Source organism: Microcoleus sp. PH2017_08_TRC_O_A, assembly GCF_020738665.1.
Taxonomy (GTDB): Bacteria; Cyanobacteriota; Cyanobacteriia; order Cyanobacteriales; family Microcoleaceae; genus Microcoleus.
The window spans coordinates 1-20,665 of the sequence record NZ_JAEQCE010000019.1 but is presented as its reverse complement, the minus strand read 5'-3'; the positions used below and the strand labels follow the sequence as shown (position 1 = coordinate 20,665).

Annotated in this window: 21 protein-coding genes; 13 read left to right on the top strand and 8 right to left on the bottom strand. The window is 45.3% G+C overall.

The window, feature by feature from the left end; all coding sequences use genetic code 11:
* Nucleotides 1-11 precede the first annotated feature (11 nt).
* The 6 genes from JGK22_RS08065 to JGK22_RS08040 all read left to right on the top strand — a co-directional run bounded on the left by JGK22_RS08065 (nt 12) and on the right by JGK22_RS08040 (nt 9,832).
* Nucleotides 12-434: an ATP-binding protein gene (locus JGK22_RS08065; RefSeq protein WP_293190064.1), complete on the top strand. Its 423-nt coding sequence runs from the start codon at nt 12-14 to the stop codon at nt 432-434.
* Between the two features lie 377 nt (nt 435-811).
* Nucleotides 812-3,028 carry an amino acid ABC transporter substrate-binding protein gene (locus JGK22_RS08060; protein ID WP_293218862.1) on the top strand — a complete coding sequence of 739 codons (2,217 nt, stop codon included), beginning with the start codon at nt 812-814 and terminating at the stop codon, nt 3,026-3,028.
* Nucleotides 3,029-3,224: 196 nt separating this feature from the next.
* Nucleotides 3,225-4,088, top strand: a complete 864-nt coding sequence (locus JGK22_RS08055; RefSeq protein WP_293218860.1) for an RNA polymerase sigma factor — start codon at nt 3,225-3,227, stop codon at nt 4,086-4,088.
* Nucleotides 4,028-5,764, top strand: coding sequence for a tetratricopeptide repeat protein (locus JGK22_RS08050; protein ID WP_293218858.1), 1,737 nt, complete (start codon nt 4,028-4,030; stop codon nt 5,762-5,764). The genes JGK22_RS08055 and JGK22_RS08050 overlap by 61 nt, the downstream gene beginning before the upstream one ends.
* Nucleotides 5,765-7,257: 1,493 nt before the next feature.
* On the top strand, nt 7,258-8,925 hold the full coding sequence (locus JGK22_RS08045; protein ID WP_293196632.1) for an ABC transporter ATP-binding protein: 1,668 nt from the start codon (nt 7,258-7,260) through the stop codon (nt 8,923-8,925).
* A 43-nt stretch (nt 8,926-8,968) separates the two neighbouring features.
* Complete coding sequence (locus JGK22_RS08040) at nt 8,969-9,832, top strand: class I SAM-dependent methyltransferase (RefSeq protein WP_293196631.1); 864 nt, start codon at nt 8,969-8,971, stop codon at nt 9,830-9,832.
* A gap of 533 nt (nt 9,833-10,365) precedes the next feature.
* Here JGK22_RS08040 and JGK22_RS08035 read toward each other — a convergent pair.
* The 6 genes from JGK22_RS08035 to JGK22_RS08010 all read right to left on the bottom strand — a co-directional run bounded on the left by JGK22_RS08035 (nt 10,366) and on the right by JGK22_RS08010 (nt 12,424).
* Nucleotides 10,366-10,554: an NfeD family protein gene (locus JGK22_RS08035; protein ID WP_293176837.1), complete on the bottom strand. Its 189-nt coding sequence runs from the start codon at nt 10,552-10,554 to the stop codon at nt 10,366-10,368.
* A 155-nt stretch (nt 10,555-10,709) separates the two neighbouring features.
* On the bottom strand, nt 10,710-11,105 hold the full coding sequence (locus JGK22_RS08030; protein WP_293205717.1) for an NfeD family protein: 396 nt from the start codon (nt 11,103-11,105) through the stop codon (nt 10,710-10,712).
* A gap of 281 nt (nt 11,106-11,386) precedes the next feature.
* Nucleotides 11,387-11,572 carry an NfeD family protein gene (locus tag JGK22_RS08025; RefSeq protein WP_293176841.1) on the bottom strand — a complete coding sequence of 62 codons (186 nt, stop codon included), beginning with the start codon at nt 11,570-11,572 and terminating at the stop codon, nt 11,387-11,389.
* A gap of 84 nt (nt 11,573-11,656) precedes the next feature.
* Nucleotides 11,657-11,908 (bottom strand): NfeD family protein, encoded by a 252-nt coding sequence (locus JGK22_RS08020; protein ID WP_293176843.1) that lies wholly within the window; start codon nt 11,906-11,908, stop codon nt 11,657-11,659.
* Between the two features lie 15 nt (nt 11,909-11,923).
* Entirely contained in the window at nt 11,924-12,106 is a 183-nt protein-coding gene (locus tag JGK22_RS08015) for an NfeD family protein (protein WP_293144766.1), read from the bottom strand.
* Between the two features lie 135 nt (nt 12,107-12,241).
* Nucleotides 12,242-12,424, bottom strand: a complete 183-nt coding sequence (locus JGK22_RS08010) for an NfeD family protein (protein ID WP_293176845.1) — start codon at nt 12,422-12,424, stop codon at nt 12,242-12,244.
* Between the two features lie 215 nt (nt 12,425-12,639).
* Between JGK22_RS08010 and JGK22_RS08005 the strand changes: the two genes are divergently transcribed.
* The 3 genes from JGK22_RS08005 to rodA all read left to right on the top strand — a co-directional run bounded on the left by JGK22_RS08005 (nt 12,640) and on the right by rodA (nt 17,129).
* Nucleotides 12,640-15,060: a tetratricopeptide repeat protein gene (locus JGK22_RS08005; RefSeq protein WP_293176847.1), complete on the top strand. Its 2,421-nt coding sequence runs from the start codon at nt 12,640-12,642 to the stop codon at nt 15,058-15,060.
* Between the two features lie 59 nt (nt 15,061-15,119).
* Entirely contained in the window at nt 15,120-15,467 is a 348-nt protein-coding gene (locus JGK22_RS08000) for a VOC family protein (protein ID WP_293176849.1), read from the top strand.
* Nucleotides 15,468-15,869: 402 nt separating this feature from the next.
* Nucleotides 15,870-17,129: a rod shape-determining protein RodA gene (rodA, locus tag JGK22_RS07995; protein WP_293176851.1), complete on the top strand. Its 1,260-nt coding sequence runs from the start codon at nt 15,870-15,872 to the stop codon at nt 17,127-17,129.
* A 123-nt stretch (nt 17,130-17,252) separates the two neighbouring features.
* Here the strand turns inward: rodA and JGK22_RS07990 are convergent, their stop codons facing one another.
* Nucleotides 17,253-17,444 carry a hypothetical protein gene (locus tag JGK22_RS07990; RefSeq protein WP_293205715.1) on the bottom strand — a complete coding sequence of 64 codons (192 nt, stop codon included), beginning with the start codon at nt 17,442-17,444 and terminating at the stop codon, nt 17,253-17,255.
* A 138-nt stretch (nt 17,445-17,582) separates the two neighbouring features.
* Nucleotides 17,583-18,416: an IS5 family transposase gene (locus tag JGK22_RS07985; protein WP_293205713.1), complete on the bottom strand. Its 834-nt coding sequence runs from the start codon at nt 18,414-18,416 to the stop codon at nt 17,583-17,585.
* Here JGK22_RS07985 and JGK22_RS33220 point away from each other — a divergent pair.
* From JGK22_RS33220 to JGK22_RS07965, 4 genes are all read left to right on the top strand, one after another.
* On the top strand, nt 18,402-18,635 hold the full coding sequence (locus JGK22_RS33220; RefSeq protein ID WP_363319120.1) for a pentapeptide repeat-containing protein: 234 nt from the start codon (nt 18,402-18,404) through the stop codon (nt 18,633-18,635). The two genes, JGK22_RS07985 and JGK22_RS33220, sit on opposite strands and share 15 nt — an antisense overlap.
* The gene (locus JGK22_RS07975; protein ID WP_293205711.1) at nt 18,614-19,042 is read left to right on the top strand and encodes a pentapeptide repeat-containing protein; all 429 of its coding nucleotides are present in this window, start codon (nt 18,614-18,616) and stop codon (nt 19,040-19,042) included. Before JGK22_RS33220 ends, JGK22_RS07975 begins: the two co-directional genes overlap by 22 nt.
* 208 nt (nt 19,043-19,250) lie before the next feature.
* Complete coding sequence (locus tag JGK22_RS07970) at nt 19,251-19,673, top strand: pentapeptide repeat-containing protein (protein ID WP_293205709.1); 423 nt, start codon at nt 19,251-19,253, stop codon at nt 19,671-19,673.
* On the top strand, nt 19,651-20,052 hold the full coding sequence (locus JGK22_RS07965) for a pentapeptide repeat-containing protein (protein ID WP_293205707.1): 402 nt from the start codon (nt 19,651-19,653) through the stop codon (nt 20,050-20,052). The genes JGK22_RS07970 and JGK22_RS07965 overlap by 23 nt, the downstream gene beginning before the upstream one ends.
* The last annotated feature ends 613 nt before the right edge of the window (nt 20,053-20,665 follow it).

Sequence of the window (20,665 nt, the reverse complement as noted above, 5' to 3'; positions counted from 1 at the left end):
TTGTATCATTTATGCACCGGTTAATAGTGCCGGGAAAATTAGATTCTTTAAGTCAGATAGCTGAGTATGTCCTCGTAGCAGAAGCAGAGGCAGATCTGGATCAAAAAGCATCTTACGGGCTGCGCCTTGCAGTCGATGAAATTGCCACAAATATCATCATTCACGGTTATCAAGAATCTGGTAGAGAAGGGGATTTGGAGTTGCGTGCCGAAATTAGCGATCGCAACTTGACAATTATGATTGAGGATACAGCAGTCACCTACGATCCCCTCGATCGAGCGCTACCTGATGACTTAGACAAACACCCGCACGAAAAAAAGATTGGAGGACTCGGAGTTTATTTAGCTATTCAAAATGTAGATGAATTTGCTTACGAGTGGCTAGAAAATCGCAATCGCAATATATTTACTGTCCATCGTACAAGTCACAGTTAGGACAAGATCTCCAGAGGATGCGACCGACATAATTTAAAACTAGGGAAAGTCTACTGCTTGTTGAGCTAGCTATCTCTCAAAATAGCAGTAAAACTGTGGGTTATTACCTGAAACAGAGACATTACTTTGCTAGCTGTACGACGAAAATTTCCCAGCACATCCTAATTAAATTAGTCCTGGACGCACTCCGACCTTCATAACCGGGTTTTTTACCGCGATCGAACAACCCGCCGGAAAAATAAGGGTTTTCAGCTTTGATAAAATTCAAAACCATCCAACAACAGAAACCTGCGGGAATCCGCTGCGGTTGGAGCAGTAATGAGCCTTTATCAAAAACCCTGCCAATTGAACACACAAATTATCTAATTACCAGCATTATGACCATTCCTAACTACAACGAGACCACCTATCTGCAAGAAAATCCAGAAGTGGCAAAAGCCGTAGCTTCTGGCCTTATTCCCAACGGGTTTGAGCATTGGGTAAAGTTTGGTTTTACTGAAAAAAGAAAGCCACAAATTTCATTCAACGAGCAATTTTATCTAGATGCTAACCCCGAGGTAGCAGCAGCAGTTGCCAAGGGTAGTTTATCAAGCGGATTTGAACATTATGCGCGGTTTGGAGCGGCTGAAGGTCGAAAACCAGTTGCCAGTACCACACCCACAGGCCCTAAACTTCAAGAAATCTTAAAGCGCGGGTTTGTGCGGGTTGCAGTTAACGACGATGCGATCGGATTTAGCAAGCGGGAATCCGACGGTTCATTTAGTGGGATTGGCATTGATTTTAGTCGCGCCTTAGCCACCGCTTTGTTCGATAACCCGAAAGCAGTAGAATTCGTAGTCGTCGAGGCGGGCAAAGACTTTAACAGCGTAGCCAGTGGCGCAGTCGATATTGCCGCCACTTTGCCCACTCAATCTATGCTCCGCGATGGCAGTTTAGGAGTAGATTTTTCGCCTACGGTTTTCTTCGACACTCAAGCGGTATTGGTGCGCGGTAATAGTGGAATTAGTTCTGTTAAGCAGTTACCAGGAACAACCATCGGCGTATTAGCAGGAACGCGCTCTCAGCAAAATTTAATAGATGTCGCCAAACGTGCCGGAATCGCCCTCAACATCCAAACTTTTCCTTCTCAAGATACCTTATTTGCTGCCTACGATGCGGGGAAATTGGGCGCTGTTTCCATTAATCGCGGGGTGCTGAGCAATCGCATTCCCACCTTATCCAATCCGGGAAATCAAGTCATCCTGGATGAAGCCATTTCTAAAGAGCCTTTAGCACTCGTCGTGCCGGAAAATCAGTCTGAATGGGCTGATGTGGTGCGCTGGGTGGTCAGCGCTCCCATCCAAGCCGAATTCTTTGGTATTAACTCCCAGAATGTGAATGAATTTCTTAATAAAAATTCCGCCACCAAGAGCTTCTTAGGCGTGGAAGGAAAGTTAGGAGAATCCCTGGGACTCAAAAATGATTTTGCGTTGAAAGTTATCAAACAAATTGGTAATTACGAAGAAATTTACAATCGCAATTTCAATCCCAAAGTGCTGCCGCGCGGGCTCAATGAGCTAATGTTTGTCAAGCCTGGGGGACTGCTTTATTATCTACCCTTTTCGGGGACTGACCAATTAACCGTGCCCTTGGTAAATAACGACAACCGCAACGTTTTACAGGAAGTGTTAGACCGGGGTTTCGTGCGTGTCGGGGTGAGAAATGACGCGCCAGGAGTTGGTTTTGCTGACTCCAAGGGCAACTTCAGCGGATTTGATGTGGATTTTGGTCGGGCACTAGCAGCTTCCCTATTTGGCAACCCCAACGCAGTGGAATTCGTGATTCAGAAAACTGGTCCTCAGCGCTTCAGCGATGTCGCCAATGGCATCGTTGATGTAACTAGCCGCAATGCCAGCCACAACCTCAAGCGGGATGCTTTGCTGGGGGTAGATTTTGCCCCCATTAATAGTTACGATGCTCAATTTGTGGTAACACCAACCGCCAGCGGAATTACCTCTTTTGAACAGCTTGCCGGTCGCCGAATTGGCGTGAGTGCAAATACCAATTCTGAGGTAACCCTGCGAGAAAAGCTGAAAGCTGCGGGCATTAATGCGGAAGTCGTAGCCTTAAATAGCTTGGAGGCCCTATTCGATCGTTATATCAAGGGCGAATTGGATGCGCTCACCGGCAATGGGAATCTGATTATCTCTAGTCTTCTCACCTTACCCCCCGACCAGCGAGACAAACATCAGCCATTTCCCGATGTTTTGGGAGAAGAGCCTTTAGCAATGGTGGTGGACGAGAATCAATCCCAGTGGAAGGATGTGGTAACAGGCGTTACTTATTCTGTTTATGAAGCGTTAGAACTGGGTATAACTTCTGAAAATGTGCGCCAGCAAATCAATAGTTCCGATCCAGTTGTCCGCCGCTTTTTGGGAGTGGAAGGAACTGTGGGTGAAAGTCTGGGTTTGTCGAATAATTTCGCTTTGAATGCGATTTCCGCAGTGGGGAACTATCAGGAGATGACCGATCGCAACTTCCCAGGTTTTAGTGTTAACCCTTTGCTAGTGCCTTATACCGAGGGCGGTGTCCTTTTCTCGGTTCCTTTTGCTTGATTTTGCTGAGTCGGGGTGATTGATGAATCACCCTGACAACAATCAACCTTGAATATTCGCTAACGACACTGAATCGAATCTTTAGTCGGATAAATACTCGGATCGCACAGAGCGAGATGTTTTCGGGATTGGGGTGCAACGAAAAAAGGAATAGAGGAATGTTCCTTCACATCTATCTTTCACCACTTTTAAAATCATGTCAAATTCTCAATCCGTTATTGCAGCAGACATTTGGGGTTGCCCAGAAGATATGGAGAAAGCATTTTGGCAGCTATGGGAACAGAATCGAGATTATCTTTACCGTTGCTGTGTCAAGTGGATGGGGGGGAATCCTACTGATGCCGAAGAGGTGCTCAGTCGCGCCATGCTTAAAGCTTGGGATAAATTGCCAAACCATGCCGAAAAAATCACCAACCTCCGAGCTTGGCTGATTCGCTTAACCCATAATCTATGTATAGATATACACCGAGAACGCCGCCGGAAAGCAATGCAGATGGAGGATATTGAAGAATTAGCTGCTACAGGAAATTCAGCAGTTATTTCTGGTTTAAACTCTCCTGAAGAGGCACTTCTGCATCATGAGTTGGGACAGTACATTCGCCGCGCTATTAATACTCTTCCTTCTCGATTACGCAATCCGTTTATCCTGCGTTACTGCCACCAAATTGCCTATCAAGATATTGCCCAAAAACTTGCTCTCTCGCTAGATAACGTTTACAAGCGCATCCAACAGGCGCGAGAGATTCTGCAAAAGCGTTTGAGCAGGTATTTGTCAGGGTTGGATGATGCTCTGTTAGATTCCTCCGAGTCTTCTCAAAAGGGGGAAGTTGCCCCGATCGCAGATGAATTTACTGTAGGGGTAGCGCAAGAGTGCCTACCCCGTCAAGATTTTGGGGCGGGGGGATTGCCCCTACAATCCGATGAAACGATCGCCCCACCCGCGATCGCCCCCATCCCTCAGAACATTGGCGAGACAATTAATTATCAGGTAACAGCAATATGTCTAGAAACACTACACTCCGGGTGGTATCGCTCACTCAGTCCTCTGGGGTGGAGTTAAATGCTTACCTGGTTGCAGACTCCAAGCCAACCCGACAAGAGCAGAAGCTGAAAACATTAAGTGAGTACGTGCAGCAGTTTCCCTCTGGGTGGAAGAAACGGTTGGAATTGGCGAATCTGCTGTCTGAAATGGGTCAGATCGAGCAGGCGGTTGAGGAATATCGCCAAGTAATCGATCGGCAGCAACCACCATCGATCGGCGTCCGCTTGCAATTGGCAAAACTCTTGCAGCTTATGGGACAAGAGGTTGAGGCAGCAGCGGTTTATGAAAGTGCCTCGGCGAATGCGCGCAATGAGGCGACTCGACAGCATATCAGCGGATCGATCGCACTCTGTAGAGGTGATACTCAGGCAGGGATACTCGCTTTTGAGTCGGCGGCTTCCCTTGAACCTCACAATGCAGCTCACTGGCTGGCGTTGGCCCAGGTGCAGGTGGGGAGAGGCGATGCGGTTGCAGCTTTGCGAGCCTTTGATGCCGTTTTGTCACTGCACCCAGAGGATATTGTCGCGTCGATCGGCAGCTATGACGCTCTGGTGGCGGTGGGGAACGTGCGCCAAGCGCAGCAGCGGTTGAGCAAAGCGCTAGAGGTGGCTCCGGGTGATTTTGGGGTACTCAAACGACTGGCGGATACTCGTTGCCGGATGAGATTGGTATCGGGTGAGGAGGGGAAGCAGACTAAAAAGACGATCGCTTCTGTGCTGCAACTGGCTCCTGATGCGGCGGACGGTCATGAGTTGCTGGCATATTATCACCTTTTCCGGGGGGAGTCGGCTAACGGGGTTGCGGTGTTGGAAGGGTTTACCGAGGAACACCCGAATCATCCTAGGGGTTGGTATTCCTACGGGCGTTACTTGTTCCACACGGGGGAATATCAGAGGGCGGCGGCGGCGATGCTGGAGGCTTATCGTCTGTATCCCCTGGATTGTGAAATTTATCGGGCGTTGTGTGAGATTTTGCCTGTTACCTCTCCCCCAGCCTCTCTAGATCCCCCCCAGCCCCCCTTAAGAAGGGGGGAGATAGAGCAGGCAAAGTCTTCTAATTGCAAGGGGGGAACTCCTCTCAAAGTCCCCCTTTTTAAGGGGGATTTAGGGCGATCGAACCGTGAAGTCACCCTGACATCAATAGTAGAAGAAATGCTCGATTGTTTTCCCGATCGCTGGAGTGTTTGGACGACGGCGGGGCGGGTGTTGGTGGAAAGTTTTCAGGAGATTGAGCGAGGGTGTGCTGTCTCTGCGAAGGGGACGCAACTTGAGCCGCAGTTACCTGATGCTTGGTTTGCTCACGGGCGGGTGTTGGCATTGGCTCTCAAACACCGGGCGGCGGTGGAGGCTTTGGCGCAAGGATGGGAGTTGTTACCAGAAGAGGGGGGTTATCTGCAATCTGTATCTGCTGCGGTGTGGCTGGGGGAGAGTTATGGAGTGTTGGGGGATGAGGTGGCGAGCCGGAAATGCTTGGAAAAGGCTTGTCAGTCTCAGGAATTGATGGAGTTTGACCCAGCGATGGCTGGTTACTGGCGAGGGAGGGCGTTGTTGGGCTTGGGGGATGTGAGGGAGGCTGTGGAGGCCTATCGAAGTGCGCTGAGCCGGCGGTTGCTCTACCCTTTTCGCGGGGAGGTTGAGGAGGCTGTGAAACGGTTGAAAGGTAAGAGGCGAAAGGGATCTCGTTCTAAAGCGTAGATCCTTGACTTCTTCGGAAAGTCGGGGATCTGAACCTCTCAGAGTGCATTAAGTTAGGAAAAAACAGCCTCTAACTCGAAAAATTCAGAAATTGACCTCTGGATTCGTCTTATAGGTGTAGAGACAAAAATAAAATTTTGTCTCCACAGAAAGCACATCAAATTCATCTAAAAAAGGAGAAAAATAATGCTATTTAGATTTCGTTATTAAAAGTAAAAATCAGTTCTGAGCGAAAATCGCTCGGTAATTGAAAATAGATGTAGGGTAGGCACTGCCGTCAGCGCCTATCCTACATCTTTTGTTGCTGATGTTAATTCAATGACAAAATCTAGTGCAATGGGTGGAAATTATAGTTCTTGTGTTTGAGGTGGTTTCATGGGGTGCATTGAGTTAGGAAAAAACAGCGCCTAACTCGAAAAATTCAGAAATCGATCTCTGGATTCGTCTTAAGGATGAACAACAAAAAAAAGGATACTTTATGAGCGCTTGTGCATTACAAACATTCAGTAACATTACTCAAAACCTTCTGGATTGTTTAGAGGCAGCAGCTAGATCCCAAGGATATAATATTTCGGGCAAGAGTGGTTCATATACTCAGGATGGATTCACGGTCACATGGAATTATAATCCATCGAATGAAACACTTCAAATTCAATGTATAGATAGCCCTTGGTATGTTCCCTGTAGCGTGATTAACGGTCGAATACACGATTTAGCTGAGCAATATATTTCACAATGTTCACCTGGATATACAGTAACAGCCTTAATTTAAGGGCTTGTGAGCCAATCGATTCCTGGGAGATCGCGTAGAGTGTCTTCTGTTTGATATTTTAACCTTTGATAAGGAAGTGCAATCGCACTCCACCTATCCCAAAATGATTTTTTCAGTTAGGAATCGTTAGTCGAGGCTTTTGTTAACTCTAGAAATTCAGAAATTATCGCTGGTAATCGTCTTCAGAGTGTAAAGCATTTTTAGGAGTAAAAGTCTGACGCAACCCTTAAAGGCGATCGCGCCTCAACACACTCTAATTCAGGAGTCAAGAGAGCATTGCTTCTTTAACCACCTTCCATTTACTTGCCTCACATCTGCTATTTAAAACAGCAGAATAAAGAGAAATAATCCGAGCTTAAAATAATAGCATCGGATTATTTCCTGTTGATTTATTTGTGTTTTTCGGTAAGATAAAGTTTGTGTAAACTCTGTTTCTTAAGCTTGACAAACCTATTAAATCTCGACTAATATTGAGAAAGTTGAGGACAAAAACTCAATCAAGACAACAAGTAAGCTAACAACAAAAAGGAGAGAAGTTGTGCGATTCCGTTATTTTTAACTTAAAAGTTAATCAGTAAAATCCTAGTGATGGTGCTGAGAAATTACAACTGAAAATCCCTGTAGGGTGAACAATGCCCACCCTGCTTAATAAGAAGGCTATCCAATTGAAATTGCACAAGTCAAAGTATAAATCTTGCCTGTAGACAAACTCCCATAACTCATGGAACTTATTTGGTTCTTTAAAACCCTCAACAAATACATTGCCTCCTACAAATGGCAATTCATTTTACTCTTTATCTGCCTGATATGCGACGCAGCATTTGATTCAGTCTTCCGAGCCAGCTTAAAATTTATCATCGATGCCGCCATCGTTCCCCAAAACTATAGTCTTCTGGTTCTAATCCTGTCATTGCTAGTCGTGGGAGCAATTCTATATGCCTGCATCGGTTTGCTAGGAATTTTCCTAGGAGCGCGTTTGGGCATTTTAATCACTAACAATATCCGATACTCTCTATTCGAGCATCTCCAACGCCTTTCAATGGAGTTTTTTGGACGGCGTTCAGCCGGGGATATTGTCAATTGTCTGATCGCCGATGTCCAAAAGGTGGAAAATGGTGTAATTACAATGGGGCTGACAGTTGTTGTTTTACAACTGTCTAACTTCCTATTTTCTATGGTTTTCCTCTTCCTCCTCAACTGGCAATTAGCCCTGCTCAGTTTAATCGGTTTAACTATCTGTACCATTGCTCCAGCAAAAATTGCCAGCCTTGCCACCGAAGTCGGCTATAAGTTGCTGCAAAAAGAAGGACAGATTGCCAGCGTTATCGAAGAGAATATCCTCTCGCAAACCGTTGTCAAGATATTCGGGCTGGAGAACCAAATGACTGAAGATTTTGCCACCGATTTGAATGACTTAAAACAGGTTTATGTCCGGGCAACCTTTCTCTCCTACTTAGTGCAGAAAGTCCCCATGATTGGTTTTGTCTTGACGCAGCTTATCGTTTTAAGTATCGGTGCTGTCATGACATACCAGAATATCATTTCCGTAGGCACCCTTGCCTCCTTTCAAGTTTTAATGCTAGGGTTGAATCTCAATATTCTTGGTTTAACTTCGTCAATACCGGCATTTATTGATGGAGTGGCAGGGCTGCAACGCATCAGCGATATCTTATCAGAAACTCCGGCGATTCAGGATGCACCAGGCGCGATTGATTTACCTCACTTTTTCAGCGATATTTACTTTGACGATGTTACCTTTAGCTACTCCCAAGATAGAGGAGGAGTTAAAAATCTCTCCCTGAAGATTCGCCAAGGAGACTTTGTGGTATTTGTCGGTCAAAGTGGAGCAGGCAAAAGTACAATTGTCAACTTGCTAACGCGATTTTACGATCCAGATAAAGGACGCATTCTGTTTGATGGAATTGATTTACGTCATGCCACAGTACGCTCCCTCCGTTCTCAAATTGGACTGGTTTCTCAGGATGTAATTCTGTTTAATTGCTCGGTGCGAGACAACATCCGCATGGGCTATCTACAAGCCACTGACGAACAAGTCGAAGCCGCAGCCAAAGCCACCGAGATTCACGAATTTATTTTGTCCTTACCCCAAGGCTACGACACACCTGTTGGTGACAGGGGCGGACAGTTATCAGGGGGACAACGCCAAAGAATCGCCCTGGCGAGGGCGTTGGTGAGAAATCCAGCAATTCTAATTCTCGATGAAGCCACATCCGCCCTCGATCCCGCCACGGAAGCCAAAATCCTCACCACCATCGAGCGCATTACCAAAGAACGCACGGTGATTTTCATCACCCACCGCATGGCTAATGCGTTGCGTGCGGATGTCACGTATGTGATGGAAAACGGCAGATTGGTGGTGAGTGATTGACACGCAGATTTAACTTGTACTGAACATTTTGGAGTTAAAAATTATGACCGATACAAATGATTACAAATGGCTAATCCCCTCTTCTCAAAACCTTGGCTCGAAATCACTTGAAGAAGAGAAAGCTCTCTGGGATAACAACCACGAAGATTATACCAACACCGCTTTCAGCATTACCCAAGACCCCAAAATCTGCAAAAACTTAATCCGTCCAGAGCGTTCTCCCGGCTATGATATTCCCAACTCGCCTGACATCAAAGTCCTAATTCCCGGTTGCGGCTCGGAAATTTATCTTCAGAAGACTTTACTAGAATTTTGCCCCCAAATTGGACAAATCTACTGTACCGATTTTTCCAAAACAGCGATTGAAAAAGCACGAGCAGATTGGGGAAAAGCAGATGGAGATGCCCGACTCAACAACCAGCAAATCGTGTTTGAGGAAGTAGACTCCACGCGAATCATCGAACAAAAACCGGAGTGGAACGATAAATTTGATTACGTGCTCCTCGCAAATTCTGTGGTTTCCAGTGAGGATAAAACCAACCGCCAGATGATTCGGGAATTTGGTAAAGTTCTCAAGCCCAGTGGCAAGATATACGGATATTTTCCAACTACCTTATGCTTCTTAGAAATTGCCTATTTTAGTCGCAAACACGCTCACTGTGTTACAGAGGGATTTATCGATGTATACTGCAATAAAGTTTGGGACGCTGAGTGGCAAGATGCCCAGATTTATTACACTCCCTTGCGTTTGAATCGCATCTTTAAAGAAGCGGGATTAAAACAACTTTGTTTGGAGATGGAGTTTTTGGACTATGAGCCTTTTGTTTCGATGTTTAAAGCTCAGATCCAGCATGACGATCCGGATATTTTTCTCTGGCATCTTCTGGTCCGTTATGAAAAGTCCTAAACGCACTTGGGCGAAGCATTGAGGGAGATGCTTCGTTTCACTCAGCATGATACATAGGCTGTGGGTAATTAGGGACACTCCAAGAGCCTTTCGGAGTGTCAACTTAACATCAAATTTATTGTCGTCATACAAATTAGGTACGTAGTTGCGATGAAAGCGCTCTTTATAATATTAGGAAAGAGCGCTTTCATCGCAACTACGTACCTTTAATTAACCCTGTCTAGCCCCCCGGATAGTCGGGGGGGACAGGAGTTGTCTCAAAGTCCCCGCAACGATGCGGGGGATGCGAGGGGGATCTGGACTCAGGTAAAAACGAGATTTATCAAGGCTTTCAGGCTTAAGTTTTCACCAATAGGCACGGTACCGTCTTCCTACTGAAAAAAAACCGCCGACAAGACTGTCAGCGGTGAGTAGTTGTTGAGGTTAAACTCTAGAATATTGCAATTAACAGAGGTGAGAAGTTCGATCGCGCTTTTGAAGAGATTTGAAGAGAGATCCGCCTAGGCGGCAGCGCGATCGCAAATTCCCGCATTTCAAGCTATACCCTCCACCAATAAAGTAATCTTGTCAATTCCTACCACATAAACCAGTTCCCCGGGTTTAAAAGTTATGCCTTTATCGCACTTAGCGGGCCACCAACTACATTGAAAGCGGACGCGGCCGCATTCACCCGGTCGAATTTCTTCTGCAACGATTGCTTCTTCAAAATAGTCAAAAAACATGATTGCTACTCCTAAAAATTGGTTGGAATTGTTTTGAAGGCGAACAGTTTCCGAGGTATTTACCAATTAATAAACCATTCATCAATCTCCCAATCCCCAAATCCTCCAATCTAAAATCTAAAATCCAAAATCTAAAATCGGAAGATGCTTTGCAATTACCCTTCAACAATCAGAGTCACATTGTCAATGGCGATGACTCGAACCGCTTCTCCGGGTTTAAAAGTAATTTCTTGGTCAGATGTTGCAGGCCACCAACTGCTTTGGAAACGGACGCGACCAGATTCTCCCGGACGAATTTCTTCTTCGACGATCGCTTTTTGGTCTGGGGCGATATCTTTTGGCGCTAGATGAGTATGGACTGTTTCTGCATCGCCGACAGCGGGTTTTTCCTCACCGACCGCCGTCTCTTCTGCTACATCGGTGCTGGACTTTTCCGCACCGGAGACGGCTGATTTTGCTTGATTAACACTGCCCACTTTTTCCTGATCAGCGAAGGCTAAGATTCCTTCTTCTTCAATAAAGCTTGCTTCTTCGACATAGTTAGTAGACATGGTGGATGGCTCCTGAAGATAGGTTATGTTTGACTTTTGGATGCGAAAAGCTCGCGCTTTTTAAGTTTGATTAAATGGTCAGATTTCTTATCCCAACAATTGCAAGCGGGAAGTTAAATTCTGCCTTCTACAAACCGATACAAATCCTCAACTTGAGTCTGGCAGATCCCTGATTTTAGACTGACTTTCAAACTCTCAGATTTAATGAGAGTGTAAATCTAAAATCTAAAATCTAAAATCTAAAATCGACTGACTACTCCCCACCTCAGAGTTTTTCCGAACTAAGCTTCAACTATTAGAGTAATGTTTTCAAGTCTCAGGACTCGAACCACAGCACCGGGTTTCAAAGTTATTTGTAGATCGTCGCACTTAGCTGGCCACCAACTGTTTTGGAAGCTGACGCGACCGGGTTGATTTGGTCGAATTTCTTCATCTACGATCGCTTTTTCCAAATAGCTAACAGTCATATTTTTGGCTCCCAATTTCAAATTTTTCGTAACCTTCAAAGGCGATAAACTTATAACCAGACTCGGTAAATCCTTAATTCCCAACTACGCTTCAACGATCAGAGTCACGTTCTCAAGTGCCAGGACACGAACCACAGCACCGGGTTTCAAAGTTATTTGTCGATCGCACTTCGCAGGCCACCAAGTGCTCTGGAATCGGACGCGACCGGACTCGCCTGGACGGATTTCTTCTTCTACGACGGCTTTTTTCAAATGGTTGAGACTCATAACTTTAGGACTCCTGAGTGCAGATTCGTCGGATTCTTGAGAGGTAAAAACTTGCAGGACTCGATTCACTGGCTCGATCGGCAGCTAGGCTGCCACAATCAGAGTAATGTTGTCAATTCCGATGACGCGAACCACGTCACCCGGTTGAAAAGTCATCTCTTGCTCGCATTTTGCAGGCCACCAACTGTTTTGGAAGCGCACGCGGCCGGACTCTTGAGGGCGAATTGCTTCATCGACGATCGCTTTTTCGGAATTGTCAAAAGTCATGATTGCTGGCTCCTGATTATAAGTTTGGCTGAAGTTTGAGATGCGAAAAACTGATTGCTCGACTCGTTACCAATTTCCAGGTAGAGGTCGCCCTCTTGCTGTCAACTGTCAACTGTCAACTGTCAACTGTCAAAGCTAGGCTGTGACAATCAGGGTAATGTTGTCAATTCCCACAACTCGAACCACATCCCCGGGGTGAAAAGTTATGTCTCGATCGCATTTTGCAGGCCACCAAGTGCTTTGAAAGCGCACCCGGCCGCATTCTTGAGGGCGAATTGCTTCATCGACGATCGCCTTTTCATCAGTGTTAATAGACATAGCTGCTGGCTCCTGAATGTAAGTTCGACTTGATTGGTGCGGATGTCAGAAGCTTGTCGGTCAACTTCCCCTCCACACTCAACAGTCTCGCAGGTCAACCATGGCTGTGTCAGTCGGCAAAAGTCCTTATAAGTCGGCTGTTTGAGCCCGTAAGCGAGTCGGAAAAAGTCTGTTAGAGTTGTTTGATAATAGGTAACGCTAAACCTGGTGACTCAATGGAAGCGGATCAAGCACTGGATTTTACTAACTCGTTACTTGTGGCTCGAAACCTGAAAACTCTCGACAACCTTGACAGCGCGATCTTTCGCGAAGCATGGATGGGGGTGCAAGGCAGGACGTACCAACAGGTTGCAGAGAGTGAAGGATATGGAGTAGGGACTGTTAAGGATGCTGCCTCTAATTTGTGGAAGCGCCTTTCAGCTTTGTTTGGAGAAGGTGAAAAAGTTAAAAGAGATAACCTGCAAGCGGTAATAGATCGATATTGGCGCAGCTACTCGAAACTAGAACCGCAGTCGGGGCAAATTGTTCCGCCCCGATCGTCCCTGGGGCTAGATTCGGACTTGGAAATCGAAAATCCGAACTTTTTGGGCAGGTTTGAGGCGATCGAGGATCTGAATACTCTGGTAGCCCAAGGCGCTAAAGTGATTGTGATCCAAAGTGCCGGCGGTATGGGCAAAACGACTTTAGCCAGACAGTACCTGAAATCTCAAGGGTTCGATCGCGTAATTGAACTGCTGATGGCAAAAGAGACAGAAAACCTCACAGCCTTAGAAAGTGCGATCGAAGAATGGCTCAAGCAAGACTTCCAAGAAGAACCAGGGCCAGACTTTGGTGTCACCCTCGGGCGGCTGAAGCGGCAACTTCAGACTCTCAAAGTCGGCGTATTGATTGACAATTTGGAAGCCGCCCTCGACGGACAAGGTAAGTTTATTGAACCCCACCGGCTGTACGTCGAACTCTTGCGAGTTTTGGCTGATGCCGCGGTGCAGTCGGTAACGCTGATTACCAGTCGCGATCGACTTTGCGATTCTGACGTAACCGTCGAACACTACCTGCTTCCGGGATTGGACGTGGAAACTTGGCAGCAGTATTTTGGCGATCGCAACATCAAAATAGATCCTGTCGCACTCCAGGAAATGCACAAAGTTTACGGCGGTAATGCCAAAGCCATGGGCATTCTTTGGGGGACAATCCGAGAAGATTTTGACGGAGATATGGCAGCCTACTGGCTGGAAAACAGCGACGATCCGCTGGTGGAAACCGACTTAAAAAATTTAGTTACCAGTCAATTCAACCGCCTGCAAGAACTCGATCCCGAAGCCTATCAACTCCTTTGCCGCTTGGGCTGTTACCGCTATCAAGACGTGCCGACAGTCCCTAGTGATGCACTTTTGTGCCTGCTGTGGGACGTGCCCGAAGCCGGACGCAGACAAATCATTAAATCGCTGTTGCACCGATCGCTAGTCGAGTCCCAAAAAGGCGAATACTGGGTGCATCCAGCAATTCGGGAAGAAGCAGTCGATCGGCTTTCGCCCGCAGACTGGGACACCGCCAACCGCAAAGCAGCCGAGTTTTGGACGGATAGCGTCGAGATTATTGAAACCGTAGAAGATGCGCTGAAAGCTTTTGAAGCTTACTATCATTACGTGGCAATTAGCTGTTTCGAGCAGGCCGCTAGCGTCATCCTCAAAAAAATCAATATCCAGTTTGCCAAAGATTACAAACTCGGACGAGCGCTCTATAAACTAGGTTTCTTGCAGCCAATAATTTCAGCAACTACTCGCATCGTCAACAATGTGACTTCTGACTATTATTTGAGCGGTCTTTACAGTATTTTAGGCGTTTCTTACAGAATATTGGGCGACATCAATCAAGCCATAGAATGTCACCAAATATCCGAAAGAAAAGCCACTAAATGTCTGCAAAATATAGCAAAAAATAGCGAACCGGAAAACGGCCAAAAAGCTAATCTAGAATTTTGGAAACTTAACGCTGCAATCAATATAGGGTTTTGCAAAATAGAAATGCTGGAATTAGAACCAGCTCTGGAGATATTTGTCAAAATGAAAAATTCGCGGGAGGAAATCGGGATTATCGGGATTAACAGTTATTCGATCGAGGTCGGGTTAGCTTTTCTCAACTCCTGTGTGGGAGTCAAAAAAGCTGCCAAGGAACTCGCCGACAAACTATATGCCGATCGCGAAGAGAGCCAGTTAGTGGGTACGGGATACAAGTTAGTGTTTCTAGCCACCACCTATAAAAACCTCGGAGATCCAGAAAAAGCTTTGAGCTTGTACAGTCAGGCGATCGCCCAGGCCGACGAAAACCTTTACAGCACCGTCAAAGCCAAAGCTCTTAGCGGTATAGCTGCCCTGTACCGAGAACGAGGAGAATTTGACCAAGCCATGCAGCACCATGCAGAAGCAATAGAAATACTCGATCTGCCCAGCGCTAAATTAGACCGAGCCGAAGCTTGCTATCAGCTCGCACTGACAGAACAAAAACTCGGCAACATCGAGAAAGCCCAAGAAAACTTCGATCGCGCCATTCAACTGTTCAGCGAAATGGACGCCAGCAAACAAGTAGAAAAAGTACAGTTTGCCGCTACCAAAAATCCCGAAAAAATCCCTAATTAACTGAGAAACAAAGGAAAAAAGATACAATAAAGTAAAGCACAACAATAAAATTTCTAGACATGAAACTAAAACGATTGGGACACGTAGCCGTCTGCGTGCAAGACATAGAGAAAGCTGCTGAGTTCTACAGCAAATTGGGAATGGAGTTAGTTTGGAAAGATGCAGACTGGGCTTATTTAAAAGCAGGAGATGATGGACTGGCGCTGTTGAGTCCGACTTACGACCAAGCAGGGCCGCATTTTGGGTTTGTATTTGACGATCGCACCGAAATGGAATCCGCCTACGAACAACTCAAAACTGAAGGTGTTTCCGTCACCCAGATTCACGAACACCGCGACGGTACAGCGTCTTTTTACGGCAGAGACCCCGACGGTAACGGTTTTGAGTACCTTTACGAGCCGACTTGACCGATTCTAGGACTTGCGGAGCGAGCTAAATCCGCGTAAGGTGCGCACTGCGCACCCTACAAGATTTGTGCACACTGCGCACCCTACAGATTTGTGCACACTGCGCACCTCGGCCAGTTGCAGACTGCCCGGAACCTCCGTACAACTCGCCGAATAAAGTGACGTACTGACACCAAATCTTCTAAAGTTACAGTGCAGGCTCAGCATCCAAAATATAGCAACCGCCACATGGCGTGAGGGCATAAATGACTTCCATGAATGGAGACGAGAACCCACAGCATAAACGGTTTGATTGCTGTCAACTGTCAACTGTCAACTGTCAACTGTCAACTGCTATATATCCACAACTTCCGAAAATCGGCTCGATAATCTAAAATCTAAAATCTAAAATCTAAAATCCTCATGTTCCAAAGAATACAAGTCAGAAACCGCTGGACATCGATCTTCAAACCCTGGGAAGAAGCAGATCCTTGGCTGTTTGCCGCTTGCATCAGCCTCACCATCTTCGGCGGAATCATGATCCGCAGCGTCGAAATCAACCAGGGCTCGATCGACTGGTGGCGGCACTGGGTAACTGGCGGAGTCGGTTTGTTCCTCGCCATCATCATTTCCCGCTGTCGCTACCAAATACTGATTGAGTGGAAATGGCCGATTTACATATTCATTAATTTGTCCCTGATTGCAGTGCGGTTTATTGGTACTACAGGGCTCGGTGCCCAGCGGTGGATCAATATCGGCGGCTTCTACCTGCAACCCTCAGAATTTGCCAAAGTAGGGATGATTATCACCTTAGCAGCCCTCCTGCACGAGAAGACTGTCCCTACGGTGCGCGATATGTTGAGAATGCTGGCGATTATGGCCGTACCCTGGGGATTGATCTTTGCTGAACCAAATTTAGGTACTTCGCTGGTGTTTGGCGCGATCACAATGGGGATGTTTTACTGGGGAAATGTCAATCCCGGATGGTTAATATTGTTGTTCTCTCCTCTCTTCTCAGTTCTCCTCAATAACGTGTCCACACCGATTTGGGTAGCCTGGGTAGTCGTGGCGGGTATTATTGCTTGGCGTAGCCTACCTTGGCCTTGGCTGGGGACTTTCGGTGCTGTGTTGGTGAATGTGGTTTCTGGACACGTCGGACACGTATTTTGGGGCGTCCTCAAGGATTATCAAAAAATGCGCCTGACAGGGTTTTTGAACCCCGAGAAAGACCCTTTAGGCAGCGGATATCACTTGATTCAATCTCGGATTGCGATCGGGGCCGGGGAACTCAAAGGCAGAGGTTTGTTTCACGGAACCCAAACTCAGCTTAACTTTATTCCCGAACAGCATACGGACTTTATCTTTTCTGCGATCGGCGAAGAATTGGGCTTTATTGGCTGCATTGCAGTGCTGTTGGTGTTCTGGATCATTTGTTTCCGCTTGGTGACGATCGCACAAACTGCAAACGACAATTTTGGTTCCTTGCTGGCGATCGGCGTACTGTCAATGTTAATTTTTCAGGTATTCGTAAATATTGGGATGAACATCGGCTTAGCCCCGGTTACAGGAATTCCGCTACCTTTCCTTAGTTACGGGAATGCGTCGCTGCTGAGTAATTTTCTCGGATTGGGACTGGTGGAGGCGGTGGCGAACCAGCGACAACGCAAGAAGCGTTGGAATTAGGTGATTGGTAATTGGCAATTGCAAATTCAAGCCCTTTAAGTCTTATAAAATAACCCTAGTTTATAGGGTTTGCAGTGCCAGACAGGTCAAGGTGTATGTCAAGCGATGTACACCACACCAGGGCTATTTGATTCTACAGATGTCTTTAAGTATGTTAAAACTCAAGCCAGCCAGACCTTGAGCTTGAGCCATGTTTTGAAAGCCACGATCGCGATACAAATTTAGGGAAAAATTGCGATCGATTGTCCAACATTGAACGAGTCCAACAGTGCGAATGCGACAAGCATCTTCTACGCCGGGTGACATCACGGACATAATGAACCTTGTTTTCGACTCCCCAATAGCCTCGAATTCTTTGAGCAAGGGAAGCGGCTGTTTCGGTTAATGATGTGACGTAGTACCGAGTTTCGGTGGAGGATTCAATAGACCTCTTGCGAAAGTCTCAGGCGATTGCTAATTTGTCTTTAAAGAAAGTTCATAATTATAAATACCAGCTATTAAATTAAATCTTAATCCAAAGCGTCTTCTTCGATTCCGATATCTAGATGAAAGTATTCTAAATATCTTTAAACTTCGATGTATATTTTCCATGATAATTCTGGATTTTGCCAGTTGTCGATTGAATTGTTTTTCGGCTTGACTCAGTTTTTTGTTTTTGTTTTTTTTGAACGGTGTTCTACTATTAGTATGAATCTTTGTGATTCCTTGATAACCTTTATCACCTAGCAATTCAAGGTTTTGATTTATCCCGATCTTGCTTTTTTTAAACAAACTAAAATCATGCGTCTTCCCGTCACCAAAAGCTGTACATATTATTTCAGCACTTTTTGGGTTGGCTAGAACTTGCGATTTTATTGTATGATATTTTTGCTTGCCACTATAATATTTTTTTTGCTTTTTTTGGGGACGTTCTATTTCATGCTCTGACACATCCAATACTACAGTTTTTATCTCATTGTTACTTTGATAAAGAATCTTTTTGCCAGGTAAATTAAATAAACCTGACCTTATTAAAGCTTTCTCAGTTCTAATTACAATTCGATCAGCATTTGATTCACTGATACCCCATTTAATTCCTAAATGAAAAAAAGTAGGATATTCACGCAAATAGGATAATGTCATTAAGATTTGGTCTTCTGAGCACAATTTGCTTGGTCTTCCAGATTTTTTTTGAAATATTTTTTCCGCTTTGACTATTTTTACCATTTCCTTGAATGTTTCTTGATGTACTCCACAGTAGCGTTTGAAGTCCTTGGGGGTAGACTTTTGTAATTGTTCGTAATTCATATTATTCAGCTAATTTTTTCTTTTATTTTACTAGAGCGTTCGCACTTTTGCCAGAGGTCTAATGCTAACTTGAGCGATGCGAACTTGGGTGACGCTCAGTTGATTAATGCTAATTTTAGTGGTGCTAACTTGAGAGAAGCTTGGTTGGAAGGGGCTGACTTGAGTGGAGCCAATCTAAGTAATGCCTGCGAGAGAAAATGCAACTTTGGACTCTGCTGACGCGACTGATGCCAACCGAGCGTGGAGCTAATTTGAAAAATGGTTTTTTATCTAGACTCAACTGCCAAAATACAAACCTCACTGGAGCCGACCTCAGCGATGCAGACCTCGGTGAAGCTGGTTTTCATAAAGCAACTCTAATTGGCGCGAATCTAAGTAATACCAAACTACATCAAACAGGGTTTTGGAATTCCGATCTTACTGGAGCTAACTTTAGTGGTGCAATTATGGATGAAACATCATTTGATGGTTCAAATCTGTGCCACGCTAATCTGATGGGAGCTAGACCCGATCCTGAATATGACGACTCAAATACAATCAATCTTTGCGGAAAATGGGAAGACGCTACCTTGTGCAATACTGTCATGCCAGATGGAACCATCCGAAATGATAATTGTACAGCTTGATGAATGCTAAACATTGCTGAAAACAGATATTCATCTGATTTCTGTTTCAATAGGAGTCAGATAAATTAATACAAATCCGCGTTAAATCTCCCCTCGGTCGTTAACTGCACCAGCGCGACTAGGAGGTTGAGTGCGATCGAATTGGACTAGCAAAACATAGGATAATTATACTATAATTCAAAAATTAAAATAATTGACTAGATAATTTATGAACGCTGAAGAATTGCTCGAACGGTATACCAGTGGAGAAAGAGACTTTGCTGGGGTTGACTTGAGCGGTGTCGATTTGAACAAGGCAAAGCTCATTGATATCAATCTCGCCAATGCTATTTTGATTAATGCTAACTTGACGAGTACTCATTTGAGTGGTGCTGACTTGAGTGGTGCTAACTTGAGCGATGCTCACTTGGATTGTATTCACTTGATTAATGCTAACTTGAGTAATGCTAACTTGAGCGATGCTCACTTGGGTGACGCTCAGTTGATTAATGCTAATTTTAGTGGTGCTAACTTGAAAGGAGCTTGGTTGGAAGGGGCTGACTTGACGGGAGCTAATCTAAGTAATGCCTGCTTAGAAAACGCAACTTTGCACTATGCTGACGTGACTGATGCCAACCGAGCGTGGAGCTAATTTGAAAAATGGTTTTTTATCTCGGCTCCACTGTCAAAATACAAACCTCACTGGAGCCGACCTCAGCGATGCAGATGTCACTGAAGCTGGTTTTTATAAAGCAACTCTAATTGGCGCAAATCTGAGTAACACCCAGTTGCATCAAACAGGGTTTACTAATTCCGATCTTACTGGAGCAAACCTCAGTGGTGCGATTCTAGAGGAAACATCATTTGATGGTTCAAATCTGTGCAATGCTAATCTGATGGGAGCTAGAGGAGAGCCTGAATATGGCCCAAATACAACAATCAATCTTTGCGGAGAATGGGAAGACGCTACCTTGTGCAATACTGTCATGCCAGATGGAACGATCCGAAACGATAATTGCCCAGAGCGATAAATGCTAAACATTGCTGAAAACAGATCTACCCTCCGTTTGAATATTCATCATATTTCTGTGTCGATAGGCGTCAGATAAATTAATACAAATCCGCGTTAAATATCCCTTTTATAATTAACCGCAGCGCGACTAGGGCCGAGAGGGAGATCGAGAGAGTTGGGGAAGAACATAAAGGGGATTTTAACGCGGATTCGGTATTATTTATTATTCCTCCTCAAGTTCCTCAGATTCACCCTCAAGTTCCTCAAGTTCCTCTTCCGGATCTGTAGGGTCTTCGGGAAGTGGCGGTGGATTTGATTTCCAAGGAAGGCTAGCCCAAGTATCTCCAATAGATTCTTTACTGGGAAAGATGTATTTGATATCTTTGATATCTTGTTTTATTTCTTGAGGAAGAAGAGGGAATAGATCGTAGCCGATCTTGGTTTCTATTTCTTCAAGAGACCAGATGGGACGTTGAGTGCGATCATCCTTTGAGTTAATGGTTTTTCTGTGAATAAAAATGCTGTAGCATTATGCTGTCGGGGTGACAAGTCGCCTATAACGCTGATAGAATAAGGCTCATAGCTCTTATGCCTTGTTGATAATTAGGCAGTTTATGTGGAGATAAAGACAT